Origin of the sequence: Nocardioides caricicola (assembly GCF_039541135.1) — a bacterium.
In the GTDB taxonomy this organism is placed as follows: Bacteria; Actinomycetota; Actinomycetes; order Propionibacteriales; family Nocardioidaceae; genus Nocardioides; species Nocardioides caricicola.
The window spans coordinates 88052-106731 of the sequence record NZ_BAABFQ010000007.1; the positions used below are offsets into that span (position 1 = coordinate 88052).

The window sequence follows — 18680 nt, forward strand, 5'->3', positions numbered from 1 at the left end:
GGGCGGATCACTCCTCGGTCTTCTCCTCAGCAGCACCCTCGGCCGCCTCGGCCTCCGGCTCACCGATCGTGCCGTCGGGGCGCAGGTTCTTCAGCTCGACGGTGTTGCCCGAGGCATCGGTGACGACGGCGGACTCGACGATCTTCGCCAGCGCCTTGCCGCGCAGGATCTCCTGGACCAGGTCCGGGATGTGGTTGTGCTCGAACATGTGGTTCGCGAACTCCTGCGGGTCCTGGCCGGACTGCTGGGCGCGACGCACGAGGTGCTCGGAGAGCTCGGCCTGGTCGATGCCGAACTCCTCGACCTTGGCGATCTCGTCGAGGATGAACTGCGCGGCGACGGCGTCGCGGACCCGGCGCTCGAGGTCGGCCTCGAACTCCTCCAGGGTCTGGCCCTCGTCCTCGAGGTACTTGTCCATGGTGAGGCCGGCGTACATGAGCTGCTGCTCGATGTTCTGGCGGCGGGCGTTCAGCTCGTCGGTGACGACGGTCTCGGGCAGCGGGATCTCGACCTTCTCCAGCAGCACCTCGAGGACCGCGTCACGGGCGGCCGCGGCCTGCTCGAGGCGCTTGCCGCGGCCGAGGCGCTCGCGGACGTCCTCGGTCAGCTCGGCCACGGTGTCGAACTCCGAGGCCATCTGCGCGAACTCGTCGTCCAGCTCGGGGAGCTCCTGCTCCTGGACCTGGCTGACGCTGACGACCACCTCGACGTCCTCGCCGACCAGGTCACCGCCCACGAGCTGGGACGTGAAGGTCTTCTCGTCGCCGGCGGACATGCCGACCAGCGCCTCGTCGAGGCCGTCGAGCATGCCGCCGCGACCGACCTTGTAGGACATGCCGCTGACCTCGGCGCCCTCGATGGCCTCGCCGTCGCGGGTGGCCTTGAGGTCCAGCACGACGAAGTCGCCGTCGGCGGCCGCGCGCTCGACGTCGCTCAGGGTGGCGAACCGCTCACGCAGCGCCTCCACCTGCTCGTCGACGTCGGCGTCGCTCAGCTCGATGTCCTCGACCTTGGCCTCGACGCCCTCGTACGACGGGAGGGTGATCTCCGGACGCACCTCGACCTCGGCGGTGAACTCGAGGGTCTCGTTGTCCTCGAACTTCGTCACCTCGATGTCCGGCTGGGCCAGCGGGGTGAGGGAGTGCTCCTGCAGCGCCTCGACGTACTTCTTCGGGATGACCTCGTTCACCGCCTCGTCGAGGATGACGGGGCGACCGACCTGGCGGTCGATGACCGCGGGCGGGACCTTGCCGCGGCGGAAGCCGGGCACGTTGATCTGCTGGGCAATCTTCTTGTACGCCGCGTCGAGGCTCGGCTTGAGCTCCTCGAAGGGCACCTCGACGGTCAGCTTGGCCCGGGTCGGGCTCAAGGTCTCGACGGCGCTCTTCACAGGTCTTCTCCTACTGTTCGAGATGATGGTGGGTGCATCGGGGCCCGGACGCGAGGACGCGATCCGTCCCGGAAGCCTCAGGGCAGCCTACTTCCCGCCCGACACGCACTCACAATTGCGCTCCACGGTGGGTGACACGTGGTCGGGGCGACAGGACTCGAACCTGCGATCTCCTGCTCCCAAAGCAGGCGCGCTAGCCACTACGCTACGCCCCGCCAAACGGGGTCCAGGACCACGCGCGGCGTGGCCCGGACCCTGCTTGGAGCGGATGACGGGAATCGAACCCGCGTAGCCAGTTTGGAAGACTGGGGCTCTACCATTGAGCTACATCCGCGTGCACCGAAGCGCGGGTGTCATGGTGCCACAAGCCGGTCAGCGGCGATGAACCAGCACCAGCGCGCGGTCGTCGTTCTCCGACCCGAGCGCGTCGACGAGCCGGTCCGCGCCCCCGTCGAAGTCGCCGCGCAGCAGGCCCTCGGCCTGGCCGAGCATCCGGTCGATGCCGAGCCCGATGTCGCGCCGCGGGGTCTCGACCATCCCGTCGGTGTAGAGCATCAGGGCGTCGCCGCGGCGCAGCACGCCGTTCACCACCGAGAACTCCGCGTCCTCGATCAGCCCGAGCACGGGCCCCTCGCCCTCGTGGACGGTCCAGCGGCCGGAGCCGGCGTCACGCTGGGCGGCCGGCGGGTGCCCGGCCATGCGCAGCTCGAACGCCCCGGTGTCGAGGTCCAGCGAGAGGTGGATCGCGGTCGCGAAGCCCTCGTCCCAGTCCTGGCGCAGCAGGTAGTCGTTCGCGGCCGGCAGGAAGTCGCCCGGCGCCAGCGCGCCGATCAGGCCGCCGAACGCGCCGGACAGCAGCAGCGCGCGGGTCCCGGCCTGCTCGCCCTTGCCGGAGACGTCGACGACGACGAGCTCGTAGCTGTTGCGGTGCCGCGGTCGCGTGGAGACGACGAAGTCGCCTGCGAACGGCGTACCTCCCGCCGAGCGCAGCGCGCCCTGGACCATCCAGCCGTCGCCGAGGTCGGGGACGGCGCCCTGGCTGAGGATCCGGTCGCGCAGGTCGATGAACATCGACTCGCCCATCACGCCACCGACGCCGAGCCGCGAGCGACGGAACGACGTGACCAGCACGATGAAGCAGAGCAGGAACTGGATGCTGATCGCGAGCACGATGCGGGAGGTGATCTCCTCCTGCGCCGCGATGGTGAACATCAGGCAGACCATCACGAACACCACGAACCAGGGCAGCTCGCGCGGCCCGAGCAGCAGGCTGCCGAGCAGCAGCGGGACCGTCAGCCCGGTGAGCGGGGCCGTCGTCGGCCACATCAGCACACCTGCGGTGAGGATCCCCGTGAGCACGCAGAGCAGGACCAGCGTCCGCTGCTGGGACGAGATCCGGTGTCCGGTCAACCGGCGGATGGGACGTGTGCTCATCGGGGTCGATCCTCGGGCTCGGGTGCGCTCACTGTAGTGCTCGCGAACGGAACCTACGTTGACATTGCGGGCACCAGAACAGGTTTCGGTTCTGGAGCTCCGTCGTGCGGATCGTGGTGCCGCAGACGTGGCAGGCCTGGCCGTTGCGGCGGTAGACGTACACCTCGCCGCCGTGGTCGTCGCGCCGCGGCGGCCGGCCCATCGCCTCGGGCGTGTGCTCGGGTCGGACGGTGTCGATGCGGCCGGTGCGGACGCCCTCGCGCATCAGCACCACCAGGTCGTCCCACATCGCCTGCCACTGGCTGACCCGCAGCGTGCTGCCGGGTCGCATGGGGTCGATCCGGTGCCGGAACAGCACCTCGGCCCGGTACACGTTCCCGACGCCGGCGAGCACCTCCTGCTGCATCAGCAGGGCGCCGATCGGCGCCCGGCTGCGACGGATCCGCTGCCAGGCGCGGTCGGGGTCGGCGTCGGCGCGCAACGGGTCCGGGCCGGACCGGGCGACCACCGCGTCGCGCTGCTCGCGGGTCACGAGGGCGCAGGTCGTCGCGCCCCGCAGGTCGGCGTAGGCACGCTCCCCCACCAGCCGGAGCCGGACCTGGCCCACCGGAGGGGGTACGTCGGCGACCCCGTCGTACACGTCGAACTTGCCGTACAGGCCCAGGTGCACGTGGACGAACCGCTCGTCCGGGAAGGCGATGAACAGCTGCTTGCCCCACGCCTCGGCGCCCAGCAGCACCTGGCCGTCGACGAGCTGTGCCGCGTCGGCGAACCGGCCCTGCGGGCTGCCGGCGCGGACCGGCCGGCCGCCGAACGTGGCGGTGAGCTGGTCCGCGAGCCGGTGGAGGGTGTGCCCCTCAGGCATCGGTCGCCGACGCCGGGAGCGGCGGCAGCACGCGGGTCAGCTCGTAGTCCGACATCAGCCCGATGCGGCGCACGTGGCGCTCGTCGTTGCTGAACGGCTCGGCCAGGAAGACCTCGACGAAGCGGGTCATGTCCTCGAGCGGGTGCATGCGGCCACCGACGGCGATGACGTTCGCGTCGTTGTGGTCGCGGGCGAGCCGGGCGGTCTCCTCGGACCACACCAGCGCGGCGCGGATGCCGATCACCTTGTTGGCCGCCATCTGCTCGCCGTTGCCGGAGCCGCCGATCACGACCCCGAGGCTGTCGAGACCCTCGGCCCGGTCCTTCGCGACCCCCTCGGCCGCCCGCAGGCAGAAGACGGGGTAGTCGTCGAGCGCGTCGTACTGGAACGGGCCGTGGTCGACCGGCTCGTAGCCGTGGTCGGTGAGCCAGCGAGACAGGTGGTCCTTGAGGTCGAGGCCGGCGTGGTCGCAGCCGAGGTGCACGCGCATGGGCACATCCTGTCAGCAGTGGATGCGGAGGAAACCGGCGACCTGCCGCATCAGCGGCTCCGCCGACGGGAACACCCGCGGGTGCCTCCAGAAGCCGTGCAGCTGACCCAGGTAGCGGGTCGCCACGACCTCGACACCAGCCTCCGCGAGCCGCCGCGCCAGCTCCTCGCCCTCGCCGTGCAGCGGGTCGTGCTCGGCGGTGACCACGAGCGCCGGGGGCAGGGTGCCGAGCCGGTCCGAGAGCAGCGGCGCGAGGTGCGGGTTCGTGTGGTCGGACGGCGTCGCGTACTGCTCCCAGTACCAGGCGCCCTCGCGCGGGTCGAAGCCGTCGGCGTGGGTGCGGTACGAGTCGAACCCGGCGCTCGGGTCGAGGAACGGGTAGATCAGCGCCACCGCGACGTACCTCCCGGGGTGGCGGAGCGCGTCGACCAGCGCCAGGTTGCCGCCGGCGCTGTCGCCGTGCGCGACCAGCGGACCGCCGAGGGTGCGCGCGGCCCAGCCCGCGGCGGTCGCGACGTCGTCGGTCGCGGCGGGGAACTTGTGCTCGGGCGGGCGCCGGTAGTCGACGCTCAGCACCCGCAGCCCGCTGCGGTTGGCCAGCCGGCGCGCACTCGCGTCGTGCACCTCGACGTCGTTGAACACGAAGCCTCCCCCGTGGAGGTGCACGATGGTCGCTGCCCCCGCGCTGTCCGGCGTGTAGAGGCGGGCCGGTACGCCGTCGGCGTCGACGTCCTGGACGTCGGCCACGTCCTCGCGTGGCTCCTGGGCGGCGAGGGCGCGCGCCTGCTCCCGCGCCGCGGCGATGTCGTAGCCGTCGGCGAACACCGGGGTCTCGGCGGCGTACGCCTCGAGGGCGCGGCGCGATTCGGGGAACAGCATGCGCGGAAGGCTAGCGTCGACCCGTGAAGGTCTTCGGCTGGACGGTGCTCACCCTCGTGTTCGTGTCCGAGCTGCTGGCGATCGGCGGGCTCTTCGTCTGGGGGCTGCCCAGCCTGCTGTGGTCCTTCGTGCTCGGCGCGGCCGGGATGCTCGCGTGGAACTTCTTCGCCTCCCCCAAGGCGCGGTTCGGCCACCCGGTCGGGCGGCCGGTCGTGAAGGTGCTGGTCTTCGGGCTCGGGGCCTACGGATACTGGGAGTCCGGCCTCACCGGTCTCGCCGTCGTCGTGCTGGTCTTCTCGGTCGCCGTCAACGCACTCGCCCTCCTGCCGAGCGTCTCGGGGCTGGTCGACGAGGTCGGTTAGCGCGACCGCGTGGCTGGGCAGGATGCCCGCCATGGAGGGATACCCGTCTCGATCCACCGAAGCAGAGACCGTCTACTACCGCGCCGGCCTGGCCGCGCTCCTCATGGCGCTGGGTGTCGGCGCCTGGCTGGCCTTCGCCAACCGGCTCGCCGAGGCCGACGAGTCGATGTGGCTCGGCGTCTGGCTGGGGATCTCGGTGATCCTCACCGTGTGCTCCGCCGCGGTTGCGCTGCTCGCCGTGATGACGGCGCATCACCAGGAGCAGATGCGGGCGCTGATCACGCGTTCCAACGCCTGATCGTCGGCGCCTCGTGCTCCCAGCCGAGCACCGAGACCGTGGCCGTGTCGAGCTGGAAGTGCTGTCCCTCCGTCACCGGGAGGTCCAGCCAGCGCGCGGCGAGCGCGCGAAGGGCATGGCCGTGCCCGAACACCAGCGTCGGCCCGTCGGCCTCGCGCACCCGGCGCACCACCCGGTCCAGCCGCTCCTGCACCTCGGTCGACGTCTCGCCGCCCGGCACGGGGTGGCTCCACACCGTCCATCCCGGCACGGTCTCGCGGATCTCCTTGGTCGTGACCCCTTCGTACGCGCCGTAGTCCCACTCCACGAGGTCCTCCTCGACGGTCGCGTCGGGGAACCCCGCGAGCTCCGCCGTACGGCGCGCGCGCAGCCGCGGACTCGTCAGCACCTGCACGAACCCCACGTCCGCCAGCCGCGACTTCAGCGACCGCGCTACCTCCTCGCCCTCGGGCAGCAGCGGCACGTCGGTGTGCGACGTGTGCTTGCCCGCCGCACTCCACTCGGTCCTGCCGTGCCGCACCATCCAGAGCTCGTTCACGCGCCCATTGAACCGGGTCCGCTGCTGCGGCGCTCGATGGCCGGGGCGGACACGACCGCTGCCCCGCCGACCTCGGCCGGCGGGGTTGGGGGTCAGCGGATATGTCGGTCGGTGGTGACGAGGTGGAGCTGGCCGTGGGGCTGGTCCAGGCGAAGGTGCCGGGGCCGATGCGTTCGTAGGTCCAACGACGGTGGTTTTCGAGACAGGACCTCGTCCACCGACCCCGTCAGAACCCGACGCGGCGCCCGGCAGAGTCGTTGCGGACGACGGCGCCCTTCTCCTGGGCGGCCTCCTTGAGCGACTTCTGGAACTCGACCATGCGAGCCTGCAGCTCCGGGTCGGTGGCGGCGAGGATGCGGACGGCGAGCAGGCCGGCGTTGCGGGCGCCGCCGATGGCGACGGTGGCGACGGGGACGCCGGCGGGCATCTGCACGATCGAGAGCAGCGAGTCCATGCCGTCGAGGTACTTCAGCGGGACGGGTACGCCGATGACGGGCAGCGGCGTGACGGCCGCGAGCATGCCCGGCAGGTGCGCCGCTCCCCCGGCGCCGGCGATGATCACCGACAGTCCCCGCGAGGCGGCGGAGCGTCCGTACTCCAGCATCTCCTCCGGCATCCGGTGCGCGGAGACGACGTCGGCCTCGAAGGCGACGTCGAACTCGGCCAGCGCCTCCGAGGCGGCCTTCATCACCGGCCAGTCGGAGTCAGAGCCCATCACGATGCCGACAGATGCCATCTCACTCACTCTCATTTCCCAGGTCGCCGCGGAACCACGCGGCGGCGTGCCGCGCGCGCTCGAGGCAGTCGTCGAGGTCGTCGCCGTAGGCGTTGACGTGCCCGACCTTGCGGCCGGGACGCAGCTCCTTGCCGTACAGGTGCACGCGCAGGAACGGGTCGCGCGCGAGCGCGTGCGGGTAGCCGTCGTACAGCCGGCCGACCGAGGCGTCGGGGCCGCCGAGGATGTTGACCATCACGGTCCACCTGGCCCGCGGCGCCGGCGAGCCGAGCGGCAGGTCGAGCACGGCGCGCAGATGGTTCTCGAACTGCGACGTCACGGCGCCGTCCTGGCTCCAGTGGCCGGTGTTGTGCGGCCGCATCGCGAGCTCGTTGACCAGGATCCGCCCGTCGGTGGTCTCGAACAGCTCCACCGCGAGGATCCCGGTGACGTCGAGGGCGCCGGCGATCCGCAGCGCGATCTCCTGGGCCTCGCCGGCCAGGGCGGGCGCGAGGTCCGGCGCCGGCGCGATCACCTCGTGGCAGATGCCGTCCTTCTGCGTCGAGGCGACGACGGGGTACGCCGCGGCCTGGCCGCTGGGCGAGCGGGCGACGAGCGCCGACAGCTCCCGGCGGAAGTCCACGAGCTCCTCGGCGAGGACCGCGTGGCCGGACGCGAAGGCATCGCCGCAGTCCTCGGCGGAGCGCACGAACCACACGCCCTTGCCGTCGTACCCGCCGCGCGTGGTCTTCAGGACGCACGGGAAGCCGAACTCCTCGACGTCGGCCACCGACGACACGAGCGCGTTGCGCGGGCACGGGACGCCGAGCTCGGCCAGCCGCGCGCGCATCACGCCCTTGTCCTGGGCGTGCACGAGCGCGCCCGGCCCGGGACGTACGGCGATGCCGCCCGCCTCGAGCGCGTGCAGGTGCTCGGTCGGGACGTGCTCGTGGTCGAAGGTGACCACGGCGCAGCCGTCGGTGACCTCGCGCAACAGGTCCAGCGAGCGGTAGTCGCCGACCAGCTGGTCGGGGATCACCTGGGCGGCCGACACGCCCTCGGCCTCGGCGAGCAGACGTAGCGGGAGCCCCAGGGCGGCAGCGGGCTCCGCCATCATCCGGGCCAGCTGGCCGCCGCCGATGACAGCGAGAGTCGGTGCGAGCACGCCCAAACTCTAAGGGCCGCCTCTAGCCGGTGCGGTCCTCGGTCTCGAACCGCAGCCCCCGACCCCGGATCGTGGTGATCAGCCGCGGGTGCCTGCTGTCGTCGCCGAGCTTGCGCCGCACCCAGCCCAGGTGGACGTCGATGGTCTTCGACGACGTCCAGAACGTCGTGCCCCACACGTCTCTCATCAGCTCGTCACGGCTCACGATGTCGCCGGCACGCTCCATGAGCGCCCGGACGAGGTCGAACTCCTTCCGAGACAGGACGACCTCTTCCGTGCCGCGCCACGTCCGGCGAGTCTCGGGATCGAGCCGTACGTCCTGCACCTCGATCATCTTCACACGGTAGGAACACCAGGCACCCCGTGGTGCGGGACCGCGGAAGTTTTACTTTGCGTCAGATCCGGCGTACGGCGACCGGCTCGACCACACCGAACCCGCGGACCGGCCGGCCGGGCAGTCGCCGGGTCTCGAACTCGTCCGCCGGCAGCAGCTCGGCGGTCGCGGCGTCGATGATCGTCCGGTTGCGGCGGGCGACCGCCGTGAGCCGTGCGGCGAGGTTGACCGGGGGCCCGAACACGTCGCCGAGCCGCATCACCACCGACCCGCTGGCCAGGCCCACCCGGACGTCGGGCATCCGCGAGTCCCGACCGACCACGTTGATGATCCCGTCGGCGGTGTCGTAGGCGCGGATCGGGTCGCCGTTCACGAACAGCACCGAGTCCCCGATGCTCTTGATGACCCGCCCGTGCTGGGAGGAGACCACGTCGGAGCAGCGGGACTCGAACAGCTCGACGAGGTCGCCGATCCGCTCCTCGCTGAGCCGGTTGGAGAGCTCGGTGAAGCTGACGATGTCGGCGAACCCGACGGTCAGCTGCACGGTGTTGAGGTCCTCCTCGTTCGCGCGCAACGCCTGCACCCGCGCGGCCGCGGCGGCCAGGTGCCGGCGCCACGCGTAGATCAGCAGCCGCTCGAACGGCTTGCCCATCGCGTCGAGCACCCGCAGCAGGTCGCCCGCCCCGGTGGCGTCCTCCTCGTCGATGACCTGCGCCAGCGAGGCCACCTCCCAGTCCGCCAGCCGCGCCATGGTCTGGCCGACGCCGCGGGTGAGGTTCACCGCGGTGTCCAGGTCGATCAGGCCGGACTCGACGATCTCGTGGATGGTCGACAGCGCCTCGGAGTCCGCCGGCGAGAACGCGGCCTCGAGCCCGGTCGTCGGGAACCCGAGCGCGCGCCAGAGCCGGCGGGCCTCCTCGATGTCGACGCCCGTCTGCTCCGAGATGTCGACCGCGTTGAAGACCGGCGGCTCGCCGAGGACCGAGGGCTCGGCGTCGGGCGGGGAGTCAGACCCCTTCATGTCCGCCCGGGGTGCCGTGCGCCTGGAGCAGGAGCTCGTTGACCTTGCGCTGGACGTCCTCGACCTGCGGGATGTCGTGGAGCTCGATCTGGCCGTGGGTGCTGGCGTCGGAGATCACCAGGGTCCCGCAGCCGAGCAGCCGGTCGATCGGGCCGAACTCGTAGGCGATGTCACTGATCCGCGCGAGCGGCATGTCGTGGCCGCGGCGCACGATGACGCCGCTGCGGGTGATCAGCCGCCGGTCGGTGAACGTGTACGTCGCGGTCGCCCAGATCACCAGCGGCTTCAGCACGAACCACACGATGCCGACGGCGAGGACCGCCCAGATGACCCACTTGAACGTGCGGTTGTCGAGCGAGACCTCGGAGTAGGTGCCGATCGCCAGCAGCACGACGAGGAAGAAGACAGGGGCGATCAGCGCCTTGACGTGCGTCCGGGTGTCGATGATGACTTTCTCGCCCGGGTTCAGGAGCTTGCTGGAGATGGCCACGGGTGAACTATGTCACTGATCGGTGGCGCGCACGTGGACCACGTCACCCGCACCCACGACGGTCTCCCCGGTCGCACCGGCGACCACCAGCCGCCCGCTCTCGTCCACGCCGGCCGCGCGCCCGGTGATCGGCTCCCCGCTCGGCATCTCGACGCGCACCTCGCGGCCGATCGTCACGCAGCCGGCGACGTACGACGACCGCAGCCGCGCGGTCGCGGCGGACCCGCCCGCCTGCCAGGCGTCGTAGGCCTCCCGCAGCGACCCGAGCAGCGACACCAGCAGGGCGGTGCGGTCGGGCGCGGCTCCGGAGGCGAGCAGCAGCGACGTCCCGGTCGGCACCGGCAGCTCGTCGGCGGTCAGCGAGACGTTGAGCCCGACACCGACGACCGCGGCCGGACCGGTGCCGGTCTCCACCCGCTCCAGCAGGATGCCCGCGATCTTCTGGTCGCCGAGCAGCACGTCGTTGGGCCACTTCACGCCCGCGTCGTACCCGGCCGCGCGCAGCGTCTTCGCCACGACGTGCCCGGTCAGCAGCGGCAGCCACGGCCAGTCGGCCGGCGACACCGTGGGGCGCAGCACCAGGGAGAACGTCAGCGCGGACCGAGCCGGGGTCTCCCACGTGCGGTTGAGACGGCCGCGTCCGGCGGTCTGGTGCTCGGCCACGACCACCAGCCCCTCGGGGGCGCCCTCGCGGGCACGCTCGGCGGCGACGGCGTTCGTGGAGGTCGTCGTCTCCAGCACCTCGACCACGAGATCGGGGGCCAGCGCGGCCAACCGATCGGCGTCGAGTGATGGGCGTCTCATGGCGTCGGCGGTCACGGGCACTACATTGACCCACGGTCCAGACAAGTGCCAGCAAGGAGCCCCAGACAATGAGTGCGCAGCCCGGCGAGGGAACCGACGTTCCGCAGGACATCGACATCCACACCACGGCGGGCAAGCTCGCCGATCTGGACCGGCGCCTCGACGAAGCCGTGCACGCCGGCTCCGAGAAGGCGATCGAGAAGCAGCACGCCAAGGGCCGCAAGACCGCCCGCGAGCGGATCGAGCTGCTCTTCGACGAGGGCTCCTTCGTCGAGCTCGACGAGCTGGCACGGCACCGCTCGGTGGCGTTCGGCCTGGAGAAGAACCGGCCGTACGGCGACGGCGTGGTGACCGGCTACGGCACCATCGACGGCCGCCAGGTGTGCGTGTTCTCCCAGGACTTCACGGTCTTCGGCGGCTCGCTGGGCGAGGTGTACGGCGAGAAGATCACCAAGGTCATGGACCTCGCGATCAAGACCGGCTGCCCGATCATCGGCATCAACGAGGGCGCCGGCGCGCGCATCCAGGAGGGCGTGGTCTCGCTCGGCCTGTACGGCGAGATCTTCCGCCGCAACGTGCACGCCTCCGGTGTGATCCCGCAGATCTCCATGATCATGGGCTCCTGCGCCGGCGGGCACGTCTACTCCCCCGCGGTCACCGACTTCACCGTGATGGTCGACGGCACCTCGAACATGTTCATCACCGGCCCGGACGTCATCAAGACCGTCACCGGCGAGGACGTCTCGATGGAGGACCTCGGCGGCGCGCGCACGCACAACACCAAGTCCGGCAACGCCCACTACATGGGCTCGGACGAGGAGGACGCGATCGAGTACGTCAAGGCGCTGCTGTCGTACCTGCCGCAGAACAACCTCGACGAGTCCCCGACCTACGACGACGTCGCGGACACGGACTTCTCCGACCTCGACCGGGCGCTCGACACGATCATCCCGGACTCGCCGAACCAGCCCTACGACATGCACGACGTGATCACCACCGTGCTCGACGACGAGGAGTTCCTCGAGGTCCAGGAGCTGTTCGCGCCCAACATCATCGTCGGCTTCGGCCGCGTCGAGGGCCACAGCGTGGGCGTGGTCGCCAACCAGCCGATGCAGTTCGCGGGCACCCTCGACATCGACGCCTCGGAGAAGGCCGCGCGGTTCGTCCGCTTCTGCGACGCCTTCAACATCCCGGTGCTGACGTTCGTCGACGTCCCCGGCTTCCTGCCCGGCACCGACCAGGAGTGGAACGGCATCATCCGCCGCGGCGCGAAGCTCATCTACGCTTACGCCGAGGCCACCGTGCCCCTCATCACGGTCATCACCCGCAAGGCCTACGGCGGCGCGTACGACGTCATGGGCTCCAAGCACCTCGGCGCCGACATCAACCTCGCCTGGCCGACCGCCCAGATCGCGGTCATGGGCGCCCAGGGCGCCGCGAACATCGTGCACCGCAAGACCCTGAAGAAGGTCGCCGACGCGGGCGGGGACGTCGAGGCCAAGCGCGCCGAGCTCATCGACGACTACGAGACCGCGCTCGCCAACCCGTACATCGCCGCCGAGCGCGGGTACGTCGACGCGGTGATCACCCCGCACGAGACCCGCGTCGAGGTGGTCCGCGCACTCCGGCTGCTCCGGTCCAAGCGGGAGACGCTGCCGGCCAAGAAGCACGGGAACATCCCGCTGTGAGCGGCGACGCGGCCCCCGAGCAGCCGTTTCTGCGGGTCGTCCGCGGCGACGCGACCCCCGAGGAGGTCGCGGCCCTCGTGGCCGTGCTCGGCTCCCTGGGGCCGGCCGAGCCCGCGCGGGCGCGACGTACGCCGGAGTGGAGCGCGCACCACCGGAAGGTGCGCCGGCCCCTCGCGCACGGACCCGGCGGCTGGCGCTCCAGCGGCCTCCCTCAATAAAGACCACAGGAATCACTCCCGTCACAGGCGTAACAGCACCGGTGGTCTAGACTTCTGCCCCGAAGAACTTTGGGGAATCTTTGAGGTTCTCGGTGTGTCCGCTTGAGAACGCCCGCCCAGACTGGTGCGAGTAAGTTGACGCACCCTGACGGGAGAAGTTGGTGACGGCGCAGTCCATGGACACCAATCGCGAGGAGTACATCCGCACCGCGGACCAGTACGCACCCGAGGTCTACGACGAGGCCGAGGCGCTGCCGACGTACCGTCCGACGGTCGGCTGCATCATCCCCGCCTACAACGAGGCCGAGACCATCGCCGGCGTCCTCGACTCGCTGCTCCAGCAGACCCGGCTCCCCGACGTGATCCACCTGATCGTCAACAACACCTCCGACGACTCCGTCGAGATCGCCAGCCACTACGCCGGCCCGCACACGCGGATGACGCCGACCGGCGAGCAGAACACGATCGTCTACGTCCACGACATCGGGAAGAACCCCGACAAGAAGGTCGGCGCCCTCAACTACGGCTACTCCCTCGTCGAGCACATGGACTACCTGCTCGGCGTCGACGGTGACACCACCCCGGAGCCGGACGCCGTCGAGCACCTGGTCGAGGAGATCTCCAGCGACGACCGGATCGGCGGGATCTCGGCGATCTACTCGATCGACGACAGCGCGCTCGAGGGCCTGATCCCGAAGTTCCTGATCGCCGGCCAGCGCGCGCAGTTCTCCGCGTTCAACATGCAGAACCTGCTGAAGGGCCGCAACATGGCGGTGCTCGGCGGCCAGTTCTCGATCTTCTCGACCAAGGCGCTGCGCGACGTGCTGCGCGACAGCCACCAGCGCACCCCGTGGGTCAACGACAGCGAGGTCGAGGACTCCCTGCTGTCGCTGCAGATCAAGAGCGCCGGCTACCTCACCAAGATCAGCGCCCGGGCCCGCGCCCACGTCGGCGGCATGACCACGCTGCGCTCGCTCGACGCGCAGCAGGTGAAGTGGAACTTCGGCGCCATCGACCTGATGTGGCCCGGCCAGCGCGGCGACACCAAGGGCCAGCCGTTCCACCCGAACCTGCGCCTGCGCTGGTTCGAGCACATGTCGATGGTCATCAACATCGTCACCCGCTTCATGTTCCTGCTGCTGCTCGCGGGCTCGCTGAGCATCAGCGCGTTCGTGTTCAGCGGCTGGTGGCTCATCCCGCCGGCCGCGGCGATCCTGCTGAACTTCCGCGTCGCCCGGTCGATGGAGTTCGTGAACAAGCGCGACTACCTGTTCGCGCTGCTGCTGTTCCCGGCCGAGCTGTACATGTGGATCCGGATGGGCCACTTCGTGCGCGCCTGGCTGAAGTTCTTCAGCCGGCAGCAGACCGACAACTGGGCCGCCCAGGCGAAGGCCGAGCGCGGCAAGGGCGTCGCGTGGATGTACCCGTTCCTCGCGCTCGCGATCGCGTTCGTCGCGTCCGCCGCGATCTGGGTGCAGCTGCCCATCTCGCTCCAGTCCGACCTGCTGGCCGTCGGCTGGCCGATCCTCGGCGTCATCACGGTGCTCCAGACCGCGTGGATGCTCATCAAGGTCATGCGCCGCTACCGCGGCTTCAAGGCCTGACCCTCTCGTCCCTTCCCCAGGAGAAGATCCGCATGAATCGCACCCGCGTCGCCGTGGCGACGGCTGCCCTGGTCGCCTCGATGGCCGCCCTCACGGGCTGCTCGGCCATCGAGGACCTGACCGGCAGCTCCGACGAGCCGTCCGCCTCGGCCTCGGCGAGCCCGAGCGCCACCCCCACGCCGTACGAGTCGCAGTTCACCCGCGACGGCACGTTCCAGTCGCACATCGACGTCAACGGCGTGGACTTCGTCTACACGCTGTACCCGACCAAGTCGACGCCGCGGACCAACGAGTGGTACCCCAAGGGCCGGAAGTACTTCTCCTTCACGTTCCAGGGCTACGACCTCGACCAGGACCTCCGCGACCCGTTCAACACCAAGCGCAAGGTCTGGCTCGAGCGCATCGAGGTCACCTCGACGGTGAAGCTCACCGGCGGCGGGACGAACTCCGAGCGGCCCTACGAGCTCGACGCGGTCGCCAAGAACATCACGTTCGACCCGCAGCCGCTGTCCACCAAGTACGGCATGCTCGTGACCTCGCCGAAGGGCGCCTTCGAGCTGCGCAACCAGGCGATCCGGCCGACCGCGATGGACACCAAGGGCATCGACCTGCACTTCACCGCGACGGTGTGGATCCAGGAGCGCGCCGGGTCGAACGAGTACTACAAGAAGACGATCAAGCAGACCGTCCCGATCGCGATCTTCCCGAGCAAGACCCCGACCCAGGCGCAGTCGATCCCGGTCGACGCGAACTGACGCAGCCCGGGAGGGGCTAGGCGGCGTCGGCGAGCCGGTAGCCGACGCCGCGCACCGTCTCGATGTACTTCGGGGTGCCGGCGTCGTCGCCGATCTTGCGGCGCAGGTTCGCGATGTGCACCTCGACCGAGCGCTTGTCCGCCTCGTTCACGAAGTACGACGTGACGTACTGCTGACCGCGCATGGTCAGCACGAGGTCGGCCTTGCTGCGCACCCGGCGGCCCGTGCTCAGCAGGGACGCCAGCAGGTCGAACTCGGTGCGGGTCAGGTCGACGGCGTTGCCGTTGACGGCGACCATCCGGGTCTCGGCGTTGAGCGCGAGGCCGTTGAACCGGATCCACCCGCCCTCGACCGCGGGAGCCCCGGGCGCCGCGTGGTCGACGTACACCGGCTGCGAGGGGACGACCGGCTGCTGAATGGGCTGCTGGATGGGCTGCTGGACCGGCTGGACCGGCCGCTGCACCGGAGGCGCCGGCTGCTGGATCGGCTGCTGCACCGGGGGCGCCGGAGCGGGCTGCTGGTACGTCGGCTCGGGGTGCAGCGGCGCCATCGGCGCGCTGGTGGTCAGGTCGCGCGCGGCGACCGCGGCCCACGACTCCTCACGGACCTCCTGCACCGGCTGCGGCTCGTCGGTCTCGACCCAGCCGGTCGGCGTGTCGTAGCGCGCCCGCGGCCGGCGCAGCATCGAGTCGGCGCGAGCGCGCAGCTCGCGCGGCCGGAACGGCTTGACGAGGTAGTCGTCCGCGCCGGCCTCGAAGCCCTGCACGACGTCGATCTCGTCGGCGAGCGCGGTGATCATGATCAGGTAGGTGCTGCTGAACTCGCGCAGCCGCTTGGCGACCGCGAAGCCGTCCATCCCGGGCATGTTCACGTCGAGCGTGGTCACCAACGGGTTGTGCTCACGAACGGCCTCCACCCCGGCCGGACCGTTCTCAGTCACCACGGTGCGGAATCCGGACTGGGTCAGCACGATGTCGATGAGATCGCGCACGTCGGGGTCGTCCTCGATGATGACGGCCACCCAGTCGCTGCCAGGTTGCATGTGGCGAATGTTAACAACGCCGTGTGTCAGGAGCGTTGCACCGACCACCCCAGCGCGCCGCTACCGGACCTGATCCATCCGTTTGTCTCACCAACCGGACGTCGTCGCCATCTCCAGCGCCCGCTCCGGCCAGAACTGCCCGGCGGGCGGGCCGCCCTCGCACTCGCCGTCGCTCTCGCCGGGCGGCTTCACCCACAGGTAGGCGTCCTGGCGCTCCGGGTCGTTGTCGCCGGCCGCCACCGGCTCGGTGCCGAACGCCCGCCCCGGCGGGTTGCACCACTGGTCGGTGGAGCCGACGCCGTTGCGCCCGGAGTCGATCACGTAGTGCACGCCCCCGAGGATCGCGCTGAGCTCCTCGGCGTAGGCCTGCTCGTCCTGGTCGGTCTGGAAGTTCGAGACGTTCGTGGCGAACCCGCGCACGTCGCGGACGCCGACCTGCTCGAGCAGGTCGGCGAGGTCGGTCGGCGCGATCCAGTTCGAGTGCCCGCCGTCGACGTACGTCGTCACGTTGGCGTCCCGCAGCACCGCCACCGCCTCGCCGATCAGCCGGATCCGCTCGGCGCGGTTGTCGCACTCGAGGGCGGAGGCCAGCGCGTCCGGCTCGACGACCACGACCGCCCGCTCCCCCGCGCCGGCCGCCGTGGCGATCTCGGAGACCCAGGGCACGTACTGCTCGGCGGACAGGCCACCGGCCGAGTAGCCGCCGGTGCAGTCGCGGTCCGGGATCCCGTACACCACGAACGTCGGGACCTGATCGGCCTCGTCGGCTCCCGCCACGATGCCCTCCACGAAGCGCCCGACCGTGCGGGCGGGGTACTCCTCCGGCGTCAGCCAGATGCCCTGCGGGATGCTCGCCAGCCGGGAGAACACCGACGCCTCGGCGGACCCGGCCGCCGCCGCGGCGGCGGCCTGGGCGGCGTGCGAGTCCGGGTCGGCATAGCCGGCCCGGTCCGCGAACGGGTTGATCGCCTGCGCCTCGACCGGAGCCTCCTCCGCGGCGGGCTCGTCGCCCGAGCACCCGGCCAGGAGCGGACCGAGAGCGAGGGCGACGAGGACGCCGGCGGTCAGGAGTCGTGGGCGAGGCGGCGCGGGCACCGCGCCATCATGCCCGAGGGGCGGGGCCCTTTCCGCGACCGGGCGCGAACAGCGCGGCGACCACGGCCACCGCCACCGCGGCGGCACCGGTGAGCAGCGCCGGGCCGACCGCGCCGTCGTACCCGGCCGGCGTGAGCTCGCCGCCGTTGCCGAGGAACACCGCGACCAGGACGGCGATGCCGAGCGCCACGCCGAACTCGCGGATCGTGGAGTTCGCCGAGCTGGCGATCGCGAAGTCCTCGTCCGGCAACCCGTCCAGCACCATGGTCGCGGCCGGCGCGAACGTGAGCCCCATCCCGACGCCGGCCAGGACCAGCGGGACGACGAACGACGAGTAGCCCGAGCCGTTCTCGGTGATCACCGCGAACCACACCAGCGCGACGGTCTGCAGCACGAGCCCGGTCACCAGCAGCATCCGGTAGCCCAGCCGCCCGACCAGCGCCCCGGCGATCGGCGCGACCACCATCGGCGCCGCGGTCCACGGCAGGGTGCGGACGCCGGCCTCGAGCGGGGTGTAGCCCTGGACGACCTGGAGGTACTGCGCGAGCAGGAAGACCGCGCCGAAGATCCCGAGCGTGAACGTCAGGTAGATGATGTTCGCGACCCGGAACTTGCGCTCGGCGAACAGCCGCAGCGGGAGGACGGCGTAGGACCGGCCCCGGGCCCAGAGGACGTACGCCGGCAGCAGCAGCCCGGCGACCACGAGCGGTGCGACCACGGTGGGCGCCGCCCAACCGTCGTCATTGCCGTGCACGATGCCCCAGACGCCGAGGAAGACCGCGCCGCCGAGCAGCAGCACGCCGACCGGGTCCAGCCGCTGCCAGGCACCGCGGGACTCCGGGATCGCGACGAGGACCAGCGGGACGGCGACCAGCGCGACCGGCACGTTGAGCCAGAAGATGGCCTGCCAGCTGACGCCCTCGACGACCGCGCCGCCGATGACCGGGCCGAGGGCCACGCCGAGGCCGCTCACGCCGCCCCAGATCCCGATGGCCAGGGGCCGCATCGCGGCCGGGACGGCCGCGGCCAGCAGGGTCAGCGAGAGTGGCATGATCGCCGCCGCGCCCAGGCCCTGGACGGCACGGGCCGCGATCAGCGCCTCCGAGCTGGTGCTCAGCGCGGCCGCGACCGAGGCCAGCGTGAAGACCGTGATGCCGGCCAGCATGATCCGCCGCCGGCCGAGCCGGTCGCCGAGCGTCGCCGCCGGGAGCATGAACGTCGCGAACGTGAGCGTGTAGGCGTTCATGAACCACGAGAGCTGGCCGACGCTCGAGCCGAGGTCGACCTGGATCACGGGCAGCGCGCTGGTCATCACGAGGTTGTCGAGCGTGGCCATGAACATCGGGAGGGAGGCCGCCACGATCGCGAGCCACACCGGGACCCGGCGGGGTCGCGGCGTGGCGTCGAGGTCCGGCGCGCGGGGTGCTTCGAGGGTCGTCATCAGGGATCTCCGAGTTGTAGGCATCGAATGATTACTTGGGTACGACGAAGGT

At 70.9% G+C, this 18680-nt stretch carries 21 protein-coding genes and 2 tRNA genes; 6 read left to right on the forward strand and 17 right to left on the reverse strand.

The window, feature by feature from the left end; all coding sequences use genetic code 11:
* Positions 1-7 precede the first annotated feature (7 nt).
* The 7 genes from tig to ABD875_RS14470 form a co-directional block, all read right to left on the reverse strand.
* Positions 8-1390, reverse strand: a complete 1383-nt coding sequence (tig, locus tag ABD875_RS14440) for a trigger factor (protein WP_345178213.1) — start codon at positions 1388-1390, stop codon at positions 8-10.
* A 139-nt stretch (positions 1391-1529) separates the two neighbouring features.
* Positions 1530-1605: transfer RNA gene (locus tag ABD875_RS14445), tRNA-Pro, on the reverse strand.
* A 45-nt stretch (positions 1606-1650) separates the two neighbouring features.
* Positions 1651-1724: transfer RNA gene (locus ABD875_RS14450), tRNA-Gly, on the reverse strand.
* A gap of 38 nt (positions 1725-1762) precedes the next feature.
* Positions 1763-2824 (reverse strand): PP2C family protein-serine/threonine phosphatase, encoded by a 1062-nt coding sequence (locus tag ABD875_RS14455; protein ID WP_345178216.1) that lies wholly within the window; start codon positions 2822-2824, stop codon positions 1763-1765.
* 28 nt (positions 2825-2852) lie between these two features.
* Positions 2853-3689, reverse strand: coding sequence for an Fpg/Nei family DNA glycosylase (locus ABD875_RS14460; protein WP_345178220.1), 837 nt, complete (start codon positions 3687-3689; stop codon positions 2853-2855).
* The gene (locus ABD875_RS14465; RefSeq protein WP_345178223.1) at positions 3682-4179 is read right to left on the reverse strand and encodes a ribose-5-phosphate isomerase; all 498 of its coding nucleotides are present in this window, start codon (positions 4177-4179) and stop codon (positions 3682-3684) included. Before ABD875_RS14465 ends, ABD875_RS14460 begins: the two co-directional genes overlap by 8 nt.
* 12 nt (positions 4180-4191) lie before the next feature.
* Positions 4192-5058: an alpha/beta hydrolase fold domain-containing protein gene (locus tag ABD875_RS14470; RefSeq protein WP_345178225.1), complete on the reverse strand. Its 867-nt coding sequence runs from the start codon at positions 5056-5058 to the stop codon at positions 4192-4194.
* Between the two features lie 23 nt (positions 5059-5081).
* On the opposite strand from ABD875_RS14470, the gene ABD875_RS14475 reads away from it, so the two are divergent.
* Both ABD875_RS14475 and ABD875_RS14480 read left to right on the forward strand, forming a co-directional pair.
* Positions 5082-5420, forward strand: coding sequence for a DUF2568 domain-containing protein (locus ABD875_RS14475; RefSeq protein ID WP_345178228.1), 339 nt, complete (start codon positions 5082-5084; stop codon positions 5418-5420).
* 31 nt (positions 5421-5451) lie between these two features.
* Positions 5452-5718 (forward strand): hypothetical protein, encoded by a 267-nt coding sequence (locus ABD875_RS14480; RefSeq protein ID WP_345178231.1) that lies wholly within the window; start codon positions 5452-5454, stop codon positions 5716-5718.
* Here the strand turns inward: ABD875_RS14480 and ABD875_RS14485 are convergent.
* The 7 genes from ABD875_RS14485 to ABD875_RS14515 form a co-directional block, all read right to left on the reverse strand.
* Entirely contained in the window at positions 5699-6256 is a 558-nt protein-coding gene (locus ABD875_RS14485; protein WP_425576196.1) for a histidine phosphatase family protein, read from the reverse strand. The two genes, ABD875_RS14480 and ABD875_RS14485, sit on opposite strands and share 20 nt — an antisense overlap.
* 226 nt (positions 6257-6482) lie before the next feature.
* Positions 6483-6992 carry a 5-(carboxyamino)imidazole ribonucleotide mutase gene (gene purE / locus ABD875_RS14490; protein ID WP_379187760.1) on the reverse strand — a complete coding sequence of 170 codons (510 nt, stop codon included), beginning with the start codon at positions 6990-6992 and terminating at the stop codon, positions 6483-6485.
* A gap of 1 nt (position 6993) precedes the next feature.
* On the reverse strand, positions 6994-8142 hold the full coding sequence (locus ABD875_RS14495) for a 5-(carboxyamino)imidazole ribonucleotide synthase (RefSeq protein WP_379187762.1): 1149 nt from the start codon (positions 8140-8142) through the stop codon (positions 6994-6996).
* Positions 8143-8158: 16 nt separating this feature from the next.
* Positions 8159-8470, reverse strand: coding sequence for a winged helix-turn-helix domain-containing protein (locus tag ABD875_RS14500; protein ID WP_345178238.1), 312 nt, complete (start codon positions 8468-8470; stop codon positions 8159-8161).
* Between the two features lie 61 nt (positions 8471-8531).
* The gene (locus tag ABD875_RS14505) at positions 8532-9491 is read right to left on the reverse strand and encodes an adenylate/guanylate cyclase domain-containing protein (RefSeq protein WP_345178240.1); all 960 of its coding nucleotides are present in this window, start codon (positions 9489-9491) and stop codon (positions 8532-8534) included.
* Entirely contained in the window at positions 9478-9981 is a 504-nt protein-coding gene (locus ABD875_RS14510; protein WP_345178242.1) for a PH domain-containing protein, read from the reverse strand. The genes ABD875_RS14505 and ABD875_RS14510 overlap by 14 nt, the downstream gene beginning before the upstream one ends.
* A 12-nt stretch (positions 9982-9993) precedes the next feature.
* Complete coding sequence (locus ABD875_RS14515) at positions 9994-10785, reverse strand: biotin--[acetyl-CoA-carboxylase] ligase (protein ID WP_345178244.1); 792 nt, start codon at positions 10783-10785, stop codon at positions 9994-9996.
* Positions 10786-10853: 68 nt separating this feature from the next.
* Here ABD875_RS14515 and ABD875_RS14520 point away from each other — a divergent pair, with 68 nt between their 5' ends.
* The 4 genes from ABD875_RS14520 (at position 10854) to ABD875_RS14535 (ending at position 15050) form a co-directional block, all read left to right on the forward strand.
* Entirely contained in the window at positions 10854-12473 is a 1620-nt protein-coding gene (locus ABD875_RS14520) for an acyl-CoA carboxylase subunit beta (RefSeq protein ID WP_345178247.1), read from the forward strand.
* A complete protein-coding gene (locus tag ABD875_RS14525; RefSeq protein WP_345178251.1) occupies positions 12470-12691 on the forward strand; it encodes an acyl-CoA carboxylase subunit epsilon in 222 nt (73 codons plus the stop codon). Before ABD875_RS14520 ends, ABD875_RS14525 begins: the two co-directional genes overlap by 4 nt.
* A gap of 176 nt (positions 12692-12867) precedes the next feature.
* Complete coding sequence (locus tag ABD875_RS14530; protein WP_345178255.1) at positions 12868-14295, forward strand: glycosyltransferase family 2 protein; 1428 nt, start codon at positions 12868-12870, stop codon at positions 14293-14295.
* Positions 14296-14327: 32 nt separating this feature from the next.
* A complete protein-coding gene (locus ABD875_RS14535) occupies positions 14328-15050 on the forward strand; it encodes a hypothetical protein (protein WP_345178259.1) in 723 nt (240 codons plus the stop codon).
* 16 nt (positions 15051-15066) lie between these two features.
* On the opposite strand, the gene ABD875_RS14540 is transcribed toward ABD875_RS14535, so the two are convergent.
* From ABD875_RS14540 to ABD875_RS14550, 3 genes are all read right to left on the reverse strand, one after another.
* Positions 15067-16092 carry a response regulator transcription factor gene (locus tag ABD875_RS14540; RefSeq protein ID WP_345178263.1) on the reverse strand — a complete coding sequence of 342 codons (1026 nt, stop codon included), beginning with the start codon at positions 16090-16092 and terminating at the stop codon, positions 15067-15069.
* Between the two features lie 87 nt (positions 16093-16179).
* A complete protein-coding gene (locus ABD875_RS14545; protein WP_345178266.1) occupies positions 16180-17187 on the reverse strand; it encodes a glycoside hydrolase family 6 protein in 1008 nt (335 codons plus the stop codon).
* 7 nt (positions 17188-17194) lie between these two features.
* A complete protein-coding gene (locus ABD875_RS14550; protein ID WP_345178269.1) occupies positions 17195-18628 on the reverse strand; it encodes a DHA2 family efflux MFS transporter permease subunit in 1434 nt (477 codons plus the stop codon).
* Positions 18629-18680 lie beyond the last annotated feature (52 nt).

Coding starts and splice junctions, on each gene's coding strand:
- ABD875_RS14455 (WP_345178216.1), bottom strand. CDS start 2,824: ATGAGCACACGTCCCATCCGCCGGTTGACCGGACACCGGATCTCGTCC.
- ABD875_RS14460 (WP_345178220.1), bottom strand. CDS start 3,689: ATGCCTGAGGGGCACACCCTCCACCGGCTCGCGGACCAGCTCACCGCC.
- ABD875_RS14465 (WP_345178223.1), bottom strand. CDS start 4,179: ATGCGCGTGCACCTCGGCTGCGACCACGCCGGCCTCGACCTCAAGGAC.
- ABD875_RS14470 (WP_345178225.1), bottom strand. CDS start 5,058: ATGCTGTTCCCCGAATCGCGCCGCGCCCTCGAGGCGTACGCCGCCGAG.
- ABD875_RS14480 (WP_345178231.1), top strand. CDS start 5,452: ATGGAGGGATACCCGTCTCGATCCACCGAAGCAGAGACCGTCTACTAC.
- purE (WP_379187760.1), bottom strand. CDS start 6,992: ATGGCATCTGTCGGCATCGTGATGGGCTCTGACTCCGACTGGCCGGTG.
- ABD875_RS14500 (WP_345178238.1), bottom strand. CDS start 8,470: ATGATCGAGGTGCAGGACGTACGGCTCGATCCCGAGACTCGCCGGACG.
- ABD875_RS14505 (WP_345178240.1), bottom strand. CDS start 9,491: ATGAAGGGGTCTGACTCCCCGCCCGACGCCGAGCCCTCGGTCCTCGGC.
- ABD875_RS14515 (WP_345178244.1), bottom strand. CDS start 10,785: ATGAGACGCCCATCACTCGACGCCGATCGGTTGGCCGCGCTGGCCCCC.
- ABD875_RS14520 (WP_345178247.1), top strand. CDS start 10,854: ATGAGTGCGCAGCCCGGCGAGGGAACCGACGTTCCGCAGGACATCGAC.
- ABD875_RS14530 (WP_345178255.1), top strand. CDS start 12,868: ATGGACACCAATCGCGAGGAGTACATCCGCACCGCGGACCAGTACGCA.
- ABD875_RS14535 (WP_345178259.1), top strand. CDS start 14,328: ATGAATCGCACCCGCGTCGCCGTGGCGACGGCTGCCCTGGTCGCCTCG.
- ABD875_RS14540 (WP_345178263.1), bottom strand. CDS start 16,092: ATGCAACCTGGCAGCGACTGGGTGGCCGTCATCATCGAGGACGACCCC.
- ABD875_RS14550 (WP_345178269.1), bottom strand. CDS start 18,628: ATGACGACCCTCGAAGCACCCCGCGCGCCGGACCTCGACGCCACGCCG.